Origin of the sequence: Sphingomonas pseudosanguinis (assembly GCF_014196255.1) — a bacterium.
GTDB lineage: Bacteria > Pseudomonadota > Alphaproteobacteria > Sphingomonadales > Sphingomonadaceae > Sphingomonas > Sphingomonas pseudosanguinis.
The window spans coordinates 23,483-37,861 of the sequence record NZ_JACIDH010000018.1; the positions used below are offsets into that span (position 1 = coordinate 23,483).

At 69.0% G+C, this 14,379-nt stretch carries 13 protein-coding genes and 1 riboswitch; of the genes, 7 read left to right on the forward strand and 6 right to left on the reverse strand.

Annotated features, from left to right (window positions below):
- Window positions 1-23 precede the first annotated feature (23 nt).
- The 3 genes from GGR48_RS15105 to GGR48_RS15115 are packed head-to-tail and all read left to right on the forward strand — an operon-like array spanning window position 24 to window position 3,386.
- A complete protein-coding gene (locus GGR48_RS15105; protein ID WP_240455931.1) occupies window positions 24-1,013 on the forward strand; it encodes an aminotransferase class I/II-fold pyridoxal phosphate-dependent enzyme in 990 nt (329 codons plus the stop codon).
- Window positions 1,006-1,944, forward strand: a complete 939-nt coding sequence (gene cbiB / locus GGR48_RS15110) for an adenosylcobinamide-phosphate synthase CbiB (RefSeq protein ID WP_183952680.1) — start codon at window positions 1,006-1,008, stop codon at window positions 1,942-1,944. The genes GGR48_RS15105 and cbiB overlap by 8 nt, the downstream gene beginning before the upstream one ends.
- Entirely contained in the window at window positions 1,932-3,386 is a 1,455-nt protein-coding gene (locus tag GGR48_RS15115; RefSeq protein WP_183952681.1) for a cobyric acid synthase, read from the forward strand. Before cbiB ends, GGR48_RS15115 begins: the two co-directional genes overlap by 13 nt.
- Here the strand turns inward: GGR48_RS15115 and cobS are convergent.
- The 6 genes from cobS to GGR48_RS15145 form a co-directional block, all read right to left on the reverse strand.
- Window positions 3,371-4,087 (reverse strand): adenosylcobinamide-GDP ribazoletransferase, encoded by a 717-nt coding sequence (gene cobS, locus GGR48_RS15120; protein WP_183952682.1) that lies wholly within the window; start codon window positions 4,085-4,087, stop codon window positions 3,371-3,373. The two genes, GGR48_RS15115 and cobS, sit on opposite strands and share 16 nt — an antisense overlap.
- The gene (locus tag GGR48_RS15125) at window positions 4,084-4,641 is read right to left on the reverse strand and encodes a histidine phosphatase family protein (RefSeq protein ID WP_183952683.1); all 558 of its coding nucleotides are present in this window, start codon (window positions 4,639-4,641) and stop codon (window positions 4,084-4,086) included. Before GGR48_RS15125 ends, cobS begins: the two co-directional genes overlap by 4 nt.
- Window positions 4,638-5,648, reverse strand: a complete 1,011-nt coding sequence (cobT, locus tag GGR48_RS15130) for a nicotinate-nucleotide--dimethylbenzimidazole phosphoribosyltransferase (protein ID WP_183952684.1) — start codon at window positions 5,646-5,648, stop codon at window positions 4,638-4,640. Before cobT ends, GGR48_RS15125 begins: the two co-directional genes overlap by 4 nt.
- The gene (locus GGR48_RS15135; protein ID WP_183952685.1) at window positions 5,645-6,052 is read right to left on the reverse strand and encodes a DUF1636 domain-containing protein; all 408 of its coding nucleotides are present in this window, start codon (window positions 6,050-6,052) and stop codon (window positions 5,645-5,647) included. The genes cobT and GGR48_RS15135 overlap by 4 nt, the downstream gene beginning before the upstream one ends.
- A gap of 91 nt (window positions 6,053-6,143) precedes the next feature.
- Window positions 6,144-6,325: riboswitch (cobalamin riboswitch) on the reverse strand.
- A gap of 162 nt (window positions 6,326-6,487) precedes the next feature.
- Window positions 6,488-8,755: a S9 family peptidase gene (locus tag GGR48_RS15140; RefSeq protein ID WP_183952686.1), complete on the reverse strand. Its 2,268-nt coding sequence runs from the start codon at window positions 8,753-8,755 to the stop codon at window positions 6,488-6,490.
- Window positions 8,752-11,871 carry a glycoside hydrolase family 2 TIM barrel-domain containing protein gene (locus GGR48_RS15145; protein ID WP_244954867.1) on the reverse strand — a complete coding sequence of 1,040 codons (3,120 nt, stop codon included), beginning with the start codon at window positions 11,869-11,871 and terminating at the stop codon, window positions 8,752-8,754. Before GGR48_RS15145 ends, GGR48_RS15140 begins: the two co-directional genes overlap by 4 nt.
- Window positions 11,872-11,993: 122 nt before the next feature.
- Here GGR48_RS15145 and GGR48_RS15150 point away from each other — a divergent pair, with 122 nt between their 5' ends.
- From GGR48_RS15150 to GGR48_RS15165, 4 genes are all read left to right on the forward strand, one after another.
- A complete protein-coding gene (locus GGR48_RS15150) occupies window positions 11,994-12,407 on the forward strand; it encodes a MerC domain-containing protein (protein WP_183952687.1) in 414 nt (137 codons plus the stop codon).
- Window positions 12,408-12,540: 133 nt separating this feature from the next.
- Window positions 12,541-13,440 carry an ROK family protein gene (locus tag GGR48_RS15155; RefSeq protein ID WP_183952688.1) on the forward strand — a complete coding sequence of 300 codons (900 nt, stop codon included), beginning with the start codon at window positions 12,541-12,543 and terminating at the stop codon, window positions 13,438-13,440.
- 87 nt (window positions 13,441-13,527) lie between these two features.
- Window positions 13,528-14,067 (forward strand): glycosyl hydrolase 108 family protein, encoded by a 540-nt coding sequence (locus GGR48_RS15160; protein ID WP_183952712.1) that lies wholly within the window; start codon window positions 13,528-13,530, stop codon window positions 14,065-14,067.
- Window positions 14,064-14,342, forward strand: coding sequence for a 3TM-type holin (locus tag GGR48_RS15165; RefSeq protein ID WP_183952689.1), 279 nt, complete (start codon window positions 14,064-14,066; stop codon window positions 14,340-14,342). Before GGR48_RS15160 ends, GGR48_RS15165 begins: the two co-directional genes overlap by 4 nt.
- Window positions 14,343-14,379: the final 37 nt, after the last annotated feature.

Consider the following 14,379-nt stretch of genomic DNA (forward strand, 5'->3'; position numbering starts at 1 on the left):
CTCCGCATCGCGGGAGCGGGCCGATGACGCAAGCCCCCATGGCCGCGCTGACCTATCATGGCGGCCGGATCGATGCGGCCAAGGCGTTGTTCCCGAACGCGCCCGCGCCCTGGCTGGACCTGTCGACGGGGATCAATCCGGTGGCATGGACCCCGCCCGAGGGTCTGGCGGTCGACGCCGCCCCCTTGCCGGACCGCAGCGCGCTGGCCCGGCTGGAAGCGCTGGCGGCGGCGCATTTCGGCGTCGCGGCGGAGCGGGTCGCGGCGGTGCCGGGCAGCGAGATGGCGCTGCGCCTGTTGCCAATGCTCGGTGTGCTTCAGCCGATCGTCGCGGTTCGGCCTAGCTATGGCACCCACGGCGCGGTGGCCTCCACGCGGGTCGACCAGTCTGCGCTGGACGATTGGGTGGGGCAGGCGGGGAGCCTGTTGGCCGCCAACCCCAACAATCCCGACGGCGTTCACCGCTCACTCGAGCAGCTGGTCAGATTGGCGGCGGCGCAAGAGCGGGCGGGCGGCTGGCTGATCCTCGACGAGGCCTTTGCCGATGCGATGCCGGGACGCGGCTTTGACGGTGGCGAGCAGGTCGTGTTGCTGCGGTCGTTCGGCAAGTTCTTCGGGTTGGCGGGCGTACGGTTGGGTTTCGTGATCGCCCCACCCGAAATACTGACGCGCCTTCGCGCGTTGCTGGGCGACTGGCCGGTATCGGCGCAGGCCATTGTCTGGGGCAGCGCGGCTTATGCCGACAGCGCGTGGATCGCGGCGACCCGGATAGCGCTGCGTGAACGAGCGGCGGCCATGGATGAAGTACTGGCGCGTCATGGCCTGACCGCGCGCGGAGCCTGTCCGCTGTTCCGCATGGTCGAGACGTTGGACGCCGCCGCGATCTTCCAGCGACTGGCGACGGCGGGCATATTGGTGCGGCCCTTCGCCGATGCGCCGGAGCGGTTGCGTTTCGGCGTACCCGCCGCAACGGCGGACCTCGAACGACTGGATAGGGCGTTGCGGCATGGCTGATCCCGTCGCTCTGGTCGCATTGGCGCTCGATGCCGCGATCGGCTGGCCCGACCGGCTTTATGCGCGTGTTGGCCATCCGGTCGGGGCATTCGCGCGATTCCTGAATCTGGCCGAGCGGCTGGGCAATTCGCCCAAGCGGCCGGAGGGCGTGCGGCGGGGCTTGGGTGTCGTAACCATGGTCGCGCTGATCGCGCTGACGGGCGGAATAGCCTGGGGGATCGAGCACGCCGTGCATCTGTGGCTCGGCCGGTGGGGTTGGGTTGCCAGCGCCGTGCTCGCCTGGCCCGCGCTGGCTCAGCACAGTCTGTACGTCCATGTCCGGCCCGTCGCCGACGCGCTGCTGCGTGGCGACCTACCCGCCGCCCGGGCGCTGGTCGCGCGGGTGGTGGGGCGCGATACCGAGCGACTGGATCAGGCGGGCGTGTCGCGCGCGGCGATCGAGACACTGGCGGAGAGTTTTTGCGATGGCATCGTCGCGCCGCTCTTCTGGTTGCTGCTGCTCGGGCTGCCGGGTGTGTGGATGTACAAGGCGATCAACACAGCCGACAGCATGATTGGCCATAAGGAGCCGCGCTGGCGGGCGTTCGGCTGGGCGGCGGCGCGAATCGATGACGGGGCGAATTGGATTCCGGCGCGGATCGCGGGGGTACTGATGTGCGTCGCGGGTGCCGGCGGCTGGGCGGTGATGAAGCGCGACGCGCGCGCCCATGCCTCGCCCAATGCGGGCTGGCCCGAAGCGGCGATGGCGGGGGCACTTGGCGTCGCGCTGGCCGGGCCGATCGCCTATGATGGGGTGACCCAGATCAAGCCATGGATCGGCCGCGAGGGGCGGGTCGCTCAGCCACGCGACATCGTGACCGCCCTGCAAATCTATGCGCGCGCCTGTCTGTTGCTCTGGGTGATCGCGGGGGGCGTCGCATGGCTGGCGTGATGATTCAGGGCACCGGCTCGGACGTGGGCAAGTCGGTGCTGGTCGCTGGCCTGTGCCGGGCTTTCGCCAATCGCGGGCTTCGCGTCCGGCCCTTCAAGCCGCAGAATATGAGCAACAATGCCGCCGCGACCCCGGACGGCGGCGAGATCGGGCGGGCGCAGGCGACGCAGGCGCTGGCGGCGCGGGTGACGCCGCATGTCGACATGAACCCGGTGTTGCTGAAGCCGCAGGGCGACCGCACCTCGCAACTGATCGTGCGCGGACAGGTGCGCGGGATGCTGCCGGCGTCGAAATGGCGCGAGGGGCGGATCGGCCTCCTGCCCGAAGTCGTCGACTGCTATCGCCGGTTGGAGGAGGAATGCGACCTCGTCATTGTCGAGGGCGCAGGCTCGCCTGCGGAAGTGAACCTGCGCAGCGGCGACATCGCCAATATGGGCTTCGCGCGCGCGGCGAACGTGCCGGTGGTGCTGGCGGGAGACATTGACCGGGGCGGCGTGATCGCCTCGCTGGTCGGGACGAAGGCGGTGATCGACCCGGCCGATGCCGCGATGATCCGGGGCTTTCTGGTCAACAAGTTTCGCGGCGATCCGGCATTGTTCGCCGACGGGATGGCGGTGATCGCCGAGCATACCGGCTGGCATTCGCTGGGGCTGATCCCCTGGCTGGCCGACGCGGCACGCCTGCCGAGCGAGGATGCAGTCATCCTGGAGCGGAGCCGCGCCGGTGCCGGGGGGCGGATCGCGATCGCCTGTCCGATCACGCCGCGCATCGCCAATTTCGACGATCTCGATCCGCTACGGCTGGAGCCGCAGGTCGATCTGGTCATGGTCCGCCCCGGCCAGCCCATTCCCGATGCCGCGATGATCGTGCTGGCGGGATCGAAGGCGACGATCGCCGACCTGGCCTTCCTCCGAGAGCAAGGCTGGGACATCGACATCGCCGCGCATCACCGGCGCGGACGGCCGGTGCTGGGCTTGTGCGGCGGATACCAGATGCTGGGCCGTGTCGTCGCCGACCCGGACGGGATCGAGGGGCCGGCGGGGCGTGTCGCAGGGCTGGGGCTGCTGGATGTCGAGACGGTATTGACGGGCGAAAAGACGGTGCGGCCGGTGACGGGCGCGGCGCTAGGCGCGTCCTTTTCGGGGTATGAAATCCATCTGGGGCGCACGAGCGGCCCCGATACCGCGCGTCCCGTGGGCCATCTCGCCGATGGCCGGGCGGAGGGAGCGGTCAGCGCCGATGGGCTGGTCGCGGGCAGCTATATCCATGGCCTGTTGGGAGAGGCCGGGCAGCGGGCGGCGTGGCTGGCGCGGATCGGCGTGGCGGGGCAGGGGCCGGATCATAGCGCCGATGTCGACGCCGCGCTCGACGCCATCGCCGCCGTGCTGGAGGCGCATGTCGATTGCGACGCGCTGCTGCGGATCGCTCAGGGCCGGGCGTAGAGGACGGCGGCGAGGAGCAAGGCGGTCTCGGTCAGCTCGATGCCGGCGCCATGCACGTCGCCGGTCACGCCGCCCAGCTTGCGCCGGAACCAGAGCGACAGCGCGACGATCACGAGCGGCGCGGTGACCAGCGGCGGATAGGCCAGACCTAATAGAAGGACGACCATGATCCACGCGATCATGTCGAACGGCCGCACCGCGCGCGACACCAGCGCGCCCAGCCCGCCGGGGCGCAGCGGCGGCAGGACGCGCGCCCAGATCAGCGGCCCGACCCGCGCCGCCGCCGGGATCAGCGCGACGATCGGCCAGGCGGCGAGCGCCAGCGCGTGAAGCAGCACCAGCTTGGCGAGCAACTGCATCACCAATGTCACGACGCCGAAGCTGCCGATATGCGGATCGGCCATCACCGCCAGCAGTCGCGAGCGGTCGCCATGCGCCGCCCCCAATCCATCGGACAGGTCCGCCAGCCCGTCGAGATGCAGCGCGCCCGTCACCCACACCCAGGCGATCAGCGCCGCCAGCGCCCCCGCCCAGGGGTTGACGATCGCCCCGAGCCGCAAGGCACCCGCGACGATCGCCCCGATGACCAGCCCCGCGACCGGATAGAGCCGGATCGCGGCGGCGAAATCGGCTTCATCGGCCTCGACGCGCGGCATGGGCAGGCGGGTGAGGAAGCTCAGCGCCAGGATCAGCGGCGTCATGCGGTCACCAGCCCGCTGACCTGCCCCGCGCGCGGTGCGCCGTCCCACACATCCAGCGTCAACAGGCTGGCATAGGGCAGCGCAAAGGCCCAGACGGTACGGACATCGAATCCGCACAGCACATGCAGCGCCGCGCGCATCGCGCCGCCATGGGTGACGATCAGCGTCGGCTCTGGCGGGAGTTCGGCGATCGCGGCACCGACCCGCGCCACCAGATCGGACCAGCGCTCGCCCCCCGGTGGGGCTGCGGCATCGGGGTCGTCCCAGAAACGGCCGAGCGCCGCCGGGTCGATCGACGCGGGCGCCAGGCCGTCCCAGTCGCCGAAATCCAGTTCGCGCCAGCGGGCGTCGACCTCGGCTGGTCCGATCGCCTCGGCACAGGCGCGCGCGCGCGACAGGTCGGAGGCGATGCGGCGGGCGATGCTCAGCCCGCGCGCGCGCGACACACACGCGGCAATGCCCGCCGCCGTCGCCCGACTGTCGGTCCGCCCCAGCATCCGCCCCGTCCGTTCGGGTTCGCCATGGCGAAGCAGATGCAGGCGGAAGGCCGTCACGCGCTCGCCACGCCCGCTTCGGCGAAGGTCGCCATGCCGTCATGCGCGGCCAGCGCCGCGCGGATGACCTGTACCGCCACCGCCGCGCCGCTCGCCTCGCCCAGCCGCATGTTGAGCGACAGAATCGGGTCCAGCTCCAGCCGCTGCAACAGCCGGATATGCCCCGGCTCGGCCGAGCAATGCCCCGCCAGGCAATGCGCGGTGATCCCCGGATTGACCAGCGCCAGCGGCGCGATCGCGGCGGTGCCGATGAAGCCGTCGAGCACGACGGGCACGCCCTTCATGCGCGCCGCCAGCACCGCGCCCGCCATGGCGGCGATCTCGCGCCCGCCCAGCCGGCGCAGGATTTCGAACGCGCTGGTCAGATGCTCGGCGTGCAGCGCCAGCCCCTCGGCCACCACAGCCGCCTTGCGCGACAGGCCTTGCGCATCGACCCCGGTGCCGGGGCCGACCCAGTCGGCGGGATCGCCCCCGAAACTGGCGGCGGCGAGCGCGGCGGCGGGGGTGGTGTTGCCGATTCCCATCTCGCCCAGCACCAGCAGATCGGCATCGCCGACCGCCGCCGCCCCCGCCGACAGAGCGGCCAGGCATTCGGCCTCACTCATCGCGGGTGCGGTGGTGAAGTCGGCGGTCGGCCGGTCGAGGTCGAGCGGTACGACCGACAGGTCCAGTCCCGCCGCCGCCGCCAGCGCGTTGATCGCGGCCCCGCCGGCGTGGAAGTTGGCGACCATCTGGACGGTCACCTCGGCGGGAAAGGCGCTGACCCCGCGTGCGACGACGCCGTGATTGCCGGCGAAGATCACTACGCGCCCACGCGCGATCCGGGGCCGTTCATGTCCCTGCCAGCCGGCCATGAAGACGGCGATGTCCTCCAGCCGGCCGAGCGACCCCGGCGGCTTGGTCAGCTGTCCCTGGCGACGCGCGGCGGCGTCGCGCGCGCCGGCATCGGGCTGGGGCAGCGCGGCCAGCGTCGTCTCGAAACTGGCGACGGTCGGAAAGGCGATCATTCGACCACGAAGCCTTCGGGCGGTGTGCGGGTCAGGAAATGGCCCTTCACCCCTTGCGGCCATTGCTTGTACGGCACCTGGCCCCAGTCGCTATCGGCATAGGCTCTCGCATAATCCAATATGGCGCGCGCGGCGTCTTCGTCGGGCGTGAACTTGCCCATGACGTATCCGACCTTGCCGGGGCAGCGGAGATGGACGGTGCAGAAGGACTGGCAGGCGAAGAGGCAGGGCATCTCCTCCACCGCGACATCGGCATAGGCGGGGTCGGAGGCCTGGACGGCGCGCAGGGCCTCGACCAGCAGCGCGCCGCCGCGCTTGCCCTCGTCATTCTCGCGCGCCTCGTCGGACAGGCGGCAGGTGTTGCAGGCGACCACGGCGGGGCCGTTCGCGGCGGGCTTCAGCATGGGGTAGGCTCGGTCATCGGGGCAGGTCTCCAAAGGCGCTGTCGCCCGCGCGAGGGGATGCCCCGTTCCGCCCGGCACACCCTGTCCGGTCGAAGGACGACGGCGACGGGCAGGTCTCCTGGCTCGCGGGTCGGGGTCGCTCCGCCGCCTTCTCGGGAAAGCCCCAATGGCGTGATGGCGGATGGCTCGCCGCTTACAGTTGCAGGGGCAGCCGGGGTGTCGCACCCCGTTCCCTTTTGATCCCCGAGGGGAACCTGTCGCGGCGGCAGCGATAGGCGCGTGGGGCATGGGAGGCAACAGCCCTATTCCTCCCCGGTACGGGGAGGTGGCAGCGCGCAGCGCTGACGGAGGGGGGCTTGCCAAACCGGGCATCCCCGGCCGCACGCCCCCTCCACCATGCTGCGCATGGTCCCCCTCCCCGTACCGGGGAGGAGATCAATCTTCCCCGCGCAACGCCTTCAGGAAAAAGGCATATTGCCGCCGCATCGCATAGGCCACCGGCCCGGTGCTGCGCCCCGCCGTATGCTCGCCGCCGGGGATGACCAGCAGGTCGAAATCCTTGTCCGCCTTGATCAGCGCGTCGACGACCTGGGTGGTGCTGGCGGGATCGACGTTGGAGTCCTGCTCGCCGACGACCAGCATCAGCTTGCCCTGCAAGTTCCCCGCATGGACCACGCCCGAGGCGTCGAGATAGCTCTGGTCGACCGGATAGCCGAGCCACTGTTCGTTCCAGTCGATCTTGTCCATCCGGTTGTCGAAACATCCGGCATAGGCGACCCCGGCCTTGTAGAATTCCGGGTGGAACAGCAGCGCGTTAAGCGTGCTCTGCCCGCCCGCCGAGCCGCCATAGATGCCGACGCGCGACACATCGACGCCGGGGTCCTTGGCCGCCAGTGCCTTCATCCAGGCGATCCGATCGGGAAAGCCGCTATCGTCCAGGTTCTTCCACGCGACGTCGTGAAAGGCCTTGGAGCGGTTGGCGGTGCCCATGCCGTCGATCATCACGACGACGAAGCCGAGATCGGCCAGCTGCTGCATCCCCATGACCTTGTCGCCGCCGGAAAAACCGCCGAACGGCCAGAAGGCCTTGGGCACGAAACTGTCATGCGGCCCGGCATAGATGTTCTCGATGACAGGATAGCGCTTGGCCGGGTCGTAATTGCGGGGGCGGACGACCAGGCCGTAAATGTCGGTCCTGCCGTCGCGGCCCTTGGCGGTGAAGCGCTCCGGTGGGCGGAACCCGGCGGCGGTCAGCGCGGTGATGTCGCCCTTTTCCAGCGTCTGGATCAGGCGGCCGTCGCGCGCGTCGTGCAGCTCCATCGTTTCGGGCAGGTCGGTGCGCGAATAGACGTCGACATAGGTGGTCATGTCCGGCGAGAAGCGCACCTCGTGCGTCGCATTCTCCTGCGTCAGCCGGGTCAGGTTGCGGCCGTCGAAATCGACGCGGAACCAGTGTTTATAATAGGGGTCCTCACCCGGCACGAAGCCACTGGCCGAGAACCAGATCTGTCGCTTCTCGTCATCGACATGGGCGATGTCGCGGACCAGCCCGTTGCCCTTGGTGATCTGGCGCACGACCCGGCCGGTCGCGCCGTCGACCAGATAGAGATGCCGCCAGCCGTCGCGCTCCGAGGCCCAAAGGATTTCGCGGCCCAGCCCCTTCACGTCGTGCGACCAGATGCGGTCGCGGAAGACGAAGGTCTTGGCGGTCTCGGTGACGGCGGCATGCGCCCGGCCAGTATCGGCATCGACCGCGATGATCTTCGCTTCGCCGAAGCCGCGTTTCAGGTCGTTGAAGGCGAAGCTCTTACTGTCGGCGCGCCATTCGGGCGCGGACAGGGTGTAGGCACCCGCGAACAGCGACGGGTCGATGTCGGTGCGCTTGCCGTCCGAGACGCGGAACAGCACGGGCGCTTCCTGGTCCACCGCGTCGCCGGGCTTGGGATAGAGTTGCTGCACGACCTCGGGCTGGACCTTGCCCGGCGGCGCGGCGAGGACGCGGGTGACCATGCGGGCATAGCCGGGGCGGACACGCTGGAGCGCGATATGCTGGCCGTCCGGGCTCCAGGCGATGGTTTCGGGGTCGTAGAAATTGGCGGGGCTGCCGTCTTGGCTACGCCAGACCTCCTTGCCGCCATTCGCCTCCCGTACAACCAGATTGTCGTCGAGGACCAGCGCCTCCAGCTTGCCGTCGGGCGAGAGGCGCGGATGGTTGTCGGCGGGCACGCGCAGGTCGCGCACCACGCCGAAACCGCGCGGGCGGCTCGGGTTTTCCGGCGGGACGACGGTGCAGACCGGTCGAGCGAGGATGCAGCGATAGGTGACGCCGTCCTCATAGCCGATGCTGAAGGTGATCGCCGAGTGGTCGGGCGTGTAGCTGAAATGCTCGAAGGGCAGGCGCAGCGGTTCGATCGGCTTGCCCATGACCTTGGCCAGTGCCGGTGCAAGCGCGGCGGCGTCGAAGGCGGGGGCCTTGGCGCGGGTGGTCGCGTCGACATCGACAAAGGCGAAGCCGCCCGCGACCGTCTTGCGATAATGGAAATGCCGCCCGTCCGCGTCCCATTCGGCGGGCGAGGCGATGTCGCGGGTCAGCCATTGCCATTGCTCGCGAAGCGCCAGCGACCGGGCGATCCGGTCGGGCACATTCTGCGCCGCGACCGGCGTGGTGGTCAGCAACAGGGCAAGGGTGAACAGTCTCTTCAACGCGCCGCTCCGATGGTGAAGCTGTAGGTCAGCGGCTGGAGCGCGATGCGATAGGGCATGTGCGCGCGGCCATCGAGGTTCCAGCCGGTATCGCCGCCGACCCCGACCTGCGCGGCGTCGATCAGCAGCGTGCCGTCGCCATGCGGGCGGATGTCCGAGCTATGCGCCTGCGCGGGCGGCTTCATCGCAAGGTCGGCATAGGGGAAGGGCAGCGCGTTGACCGACAGTGGCTGCGCCCCCGTCACGCGCAGGCCCGGGCCGGTGCCGGTCAGCTGGACCCAGCGGACATCGGTCTTGTTGCCGCTCTCCTGCGGCCGGGCATAGTCGTGATACTGGTCCGCCAGCTTGCCGTCCCAGCGCGCGATCATCGCACCCGTCTTGCGATCGGCATAGCTTTCCCAGGGACCGCGCCCGAACCAACTCACTTGCGTGAACTGCTGCCCCGGCGTCGCGAAGGCGAGGCCGACGCGTAACGGATCGGGCAGCGTCATGCGCAGCGGCGTGAAGCGCACTGTCGCGGTCGCCGCACCGTTGGGGGCCATGGTCCAGCGGGTCTGCATCTTCACCGATCCGACGCCCATGTCGTGATCGACGACGATGGCATTGCCGTCCTGCCGGATGGCGTCGAGGCGGCGATGGTCGGAGAAATATTGCCACATCGCATGGCTCTTGGGCACCCCCGCGCCGACGTCATTGTCGGTCGGGGCACGATAGAAGTTCGGCGCGCCACCGGTCAGCAGCGTCTCGCCGTCGCGGGCATAGCGGCGGACGAGGCCGGTCGTCCGGTCGATGTCCAGCACCGCATTGCCGGCCTTCAGCGTCATCGCATCGGCGCTCTCCTCCGGCACGACCGATTCGGCGGGAGCGGCGGCGAAGACGGGGGCGGAGAGCGCGAACTGCTCCCAGCCGATGATCTGGCCCGCGGGCAGCGGCGGGATCGCACCCGCTCTGGTCCGAGCGCGCAGGATCAGCGAACGTTCGGCACCGGGGTCCCTGGCGGCGGGCAGGGTGAAGGCGAGGGGCGCGCTTTGCCCAGCGGCGACCGAAGGCGTGGCGATGCTGCCGCGCGCCGTCTCGGCGCCATTCTCCAGCACCGTCCAGTCCAGCGTAAAGCGCGACAGGTCGATATGGTCGTGGCGGTTGACCACCTGCCAGCCGCTGCCCGCTTGCGTGAAGGTGATCGGCGACTGGACATGCGCCATCTCATAATATTCGGGATCGGGTGTGCGGTCCGACTGGATCACGCCGTCGCCCATCGGGCTGTCGTCGCCGTGCAGCCCGGCATCCTTGGGATCGGGATCATAGTCGAGGCCCTGGCCCCAATAGGGGCGGCCCTGCTTGTCCTTCAGGATCATCGTCTGGTCGACCCAGTCCCAGACGAAGCCGCCCTGCAACTTCGGATATTTGCGGAACGTGTCCCAATAGCCTTGGAAGTCGCCCAGGCTGTTGCCCATCGCATGGGCATATTCGCACAGGATCAGCGGCTGGGTGAATTCGGGTCGCTGGGCGTAATCGGCCAGCTTCTCGACATCGTCATACATGGGCGCGAAGATGTCGACATAGTCATTCGTCGGGTGCCGCCAGCCGCTCATGCTATAGCCGAGGAAATTGATCAGCCGGGTCTTGTCGTGCGCGCGGACCCATTTGGCCGCCGCCTCGAAATTGGGGCCGACGCCGCTTTCATTGCCCAGCGACCAGAAGATGATCGAGGGATGGTTGCGATCGCGCTCGACCATGCGCTGCACCCGGTCGAGATGCGCGGCGGCCCATTCGGGTTTGTGACCCAGGTTCAGGGTCGGGTCGCCCTTCTCCTGGGTGAGGCCCAAATAGCCGTGGCTCTCGATATTGGCCTCGTCCATCACGTAGAGGCCATATTCGTCGGCGAGGTCGTACCAGCGCGGATCGTTGGGATAGTGCGAGGTGCGGACCGCGTTGATATTGGCGGCCTTCATCAGCTCGATGTCTTTCCGCATCGTCTCCTCGGACACGATGCGGAATGTATGCGGATCATGCTCGTGGCGGTTGACGCCGCGGATCATGATCCGCTTGCCGTTCACCCGGACTTCGCCACCCGCCACCTCGACGGTGCGGAAGCCGATGCGGCGGCTGGTCGCCTCGATCAGCTTGCCCTTCGCGTCGAGCAGTTCGACCAGCAGCGTGTAGAGATTGGGGTCCTCCGCACTCCACGTCTTCACGGCCGGCACTTCTGCCGTGATCGTCGCGCTGTTGCCGGTCGGCGTCGCGGTGCGGGTTAGGACCGTTCGCTTGCCCTCGAGCAGGGTCGCACGCACGCTTGTCCCTTCCGCCGCCCCCGCCAGATCGACCTGCGCCGACAGCGTGCCGTCGCGATAGTCACGGGTCAGCCCGGCGTCGATCTCCAGGTCGCGGATATGCGTCTGCGGCGCGGCATAGAGGGTGATCGACCGCTCGATCCCGTTGACCCGCCAGAAATCCTGATCCTCCAGATAGCTGCCGTCCGAATGGCGATAGAGTTCGATCGCGATGACATTCCTGCCGGGCCTGGCGGCGCGGCTGATGTCGAACTCGGTGGGGAGCTTGGAGTCCTCCGAATAGCCGATCTTCTGGCCGTTGACCCAGAGATAATAGGCCGCCCCCGCCGCGCCGATGTTCAGGAGCAAGCGACGGCCGGCGAAATGCGCCGGCACCGTGACGTCACGGCGGTAGGAGGCGACCTCGTTCAGCCGATGCTCGATGAACGGCGCGTTGCGCGGGAAGGGATAGCCGCTGCCGACGAAGATCGGACGACTCAGCCCCTGGGCCTGGAGGATACCCGGCACCGCGACGCTCGGCCAATCGGCGACGTCATGGTCGGGACGCTCGAAGCCGATGGGCCGCGCCTCCGGATTGGGGGACATGTGCACTTTCCATTGGCCGTCCAGCGACAGATGGTAGCGCGAGCGGGCGGTATCGCCGGCCAGCGCGGCAGCGCGCGTCTCGAACCCGGCGAAGCTGCTGTGCATCGGCTCGGCACCGATGCGGTCGATGGCGGGGTCTTCCCATTCGGGGCGCGGCGCGGACGGCGCCTGCTGCGCCGGCGCGGTATGCGCCATCAGGGCGGAGAGGCCCGCGCACAAGAATAACCGGGCCTTCGCCATGATCCGCTCCCTTATCGATGGCGGCAAGGTATATTATACGGAATACAATTCAACCCGCCGTCATGCCCTGGGTTAGATGATATTTTGTATCATTAATGATGCGGATGGTGTAGGGGGTGTGCATGGAACGGATCGACGGCATCGCTACACCCGACAGGCATCACGGTCGGGGTTGGGACCGACTGGCCATCTCGGCCTCGGCGCTTTGTCTGGTCCATTGCCTTGTCCTGCCGCTGGTCGCCGCCTTCCTGCCGATGATCGCGCAATGGGCGGGGTGGGGCGAGGCGTTTCATGTCGCCATGCTGGGCATCGCCGTTCCGTTGAGCAGCCTGACCCTGTTCGCTGGCTGGCGACGCCACCGGGCCTTGGTGCCGCCGGCGATCGGCGCCGCGGGGCTGGCGCTGCTGGTCGCGGGGCTGGTCTTCGATGGGCAGGGGCTGGGTACGGCGCTGACCGTGGCGGGCAGCATCGCGCTGGCGGTGGCGCATATCGCCAATCTGCGGGCCAGCAATCTGGCGATTCTGTCGGCACTGTAACGCTAAGCCGCACGACGCGGATGTTGCCCCATTTGCGCACGGTCTTTCCACGCGTTTTTGCGCGATGCCCTTGACCGGCACCGGCGCTTTCGCGCAGTCGCGCAGACCCAATATGGTCGGGCGGGAGAGTGGAATGGTCGAGGCACAGGATCGGATCGTCGCGGGCGTGGAACTGGGCGGGACGAAATCGATCGTGCTGATCGGGCGGGGCCGCGACATTCTGGTGTCGGAACGCCTGCCCACCACCACGCCCGCCGTCACCTTGGCCGCGCTGCGCCAGCGTCTGGCCGAATGGCAGGACCAGTATAAGCCCGAAGCGCTGGGCATCGGCAGCTTCGGCCCGATCGCGCTCGACAAGACCGGTATGGATTACGGCCATATGCTGGCGACGCCCAAGCCCGGTTGGGCCGGCGCGGATGTCGCGGGGGCGCTGTCCGAAGGCTTTGGCGAGCGGGTGGCGATCCATACCGACGTGACCGGCGCCGCGCTGGCCGAGGGGCAGTGGGGCGCGGCGCGCGGGCTGTCCGACCATGTCTATGTGACGATCGGCACCGGTGTCGGCATGGGCATCATCGCCGGCGGCCAGCCGGTATCGGGACGGATGCATCCGGAGGCGGGCCATGTCCGCGTCCGCCGCGTCGCGGGCGATGATTTCGCCGGCGCCTGCCCCTTCCATGGCGATTGCCTGGAAGGGCTGGTGGCCGGTCCCGCCATTGCCGCGCGGACGGGCAAGCCGGCACAGGAACTGGCGGCGGACGATCCCGCCTGGACCTTCGTCGCCGATGCCCTCGCCGAGAGCTTCGCCGGGCTGTTCCTGACGCTGGCCTGTGGCCGGATCGTGATCGGCGGCGGCGTCGGGGTGGGGCAGCCGCACCTGCTCGACATGGTGCGCGCCGCGACGGTCGAGAAGCTGTCGGGCTACCTCCCCTTCGTCGACGCGGCGCAGGTCGCCAACCGCATCGTCCATGCCCAGTTGGGCGACCAGGCCGGGCCGCTCGGTACCCTGGCGCTGGCGCGCAGCGTCCTGGACTGATCCCCCGCACAAAGCGCTGTCCTACAGCGAACCGATATGGTTCGTGTTGTCCGTCACAGGGAGGGCGACATGGGACAGCGGGACGAGGTGGATGTGGATGCGCTGATCGCGCAGGTGATCGCGCGCGAGGGGGATTATGCCGATCATCCCGCCGACCGGGGCGGGGCGACCCGGTTCGGCATTACCGAGGCGGTGGCGCGCGCCGACGGCTATGACGGGGCGATGCGCCGTCTGCCGCTGGCGCGGGCGGAGGCGATCTATCGCCGCCTCTATTGGTCCGCACCGGGATGGGACCGGGTGGCGACGCGCGCCCCCCGGCTGGCGGCGGAATTGTTCGACACCGGCGTGAATATGGGGCCGGCGGTGGCGGCGGGTTTCCTGCAGCGCGCGCTCAACGCGCTCAATCGCGGCGGCGGCGACTATCCCGACATGGCGGTGGACGGCCGGATCGGCCCTGCGACGCTTGCCGCGCTCGACGCCTTTCTGCGCCACCGGGGGCCGGCGGGCGAGATCGTGCTGTTGAAGGCGGTCGAGGCGTTGCAGGGCGAACGCTATCTGACGCTGGCCGAGCGGCGGCCGGCGAACGAGGCGTTCCTCTATGGCTGGCTGGCGGATCGCCTGTCATGAGCCGGGAGGACGCCATGGCACCGGGCGACGCGGATGCGAACGACCGCTGGACCCGGCGGGCGCGGCCGACCTTCCTCTATGTCATGTACCTGCTGCTGCTCTGGAGCATCCCGATGGGTCTGCTCGCAGGGGTGAAGCCGGCAATGGCGGCGGCGATGATCCGGGGCATGGCGCAATATCTGGCCGCCATCCCCGAGCCGCTCTACGCGCTCTTCGGCACGGGTTATCTCGGCTACACCGTCGCGCGCGAATGGGGGAAGCGGCCCAAGGCGTGATGAGGCAAGCCCCTCCCCTTCAGGGGAGGGGTTGGGG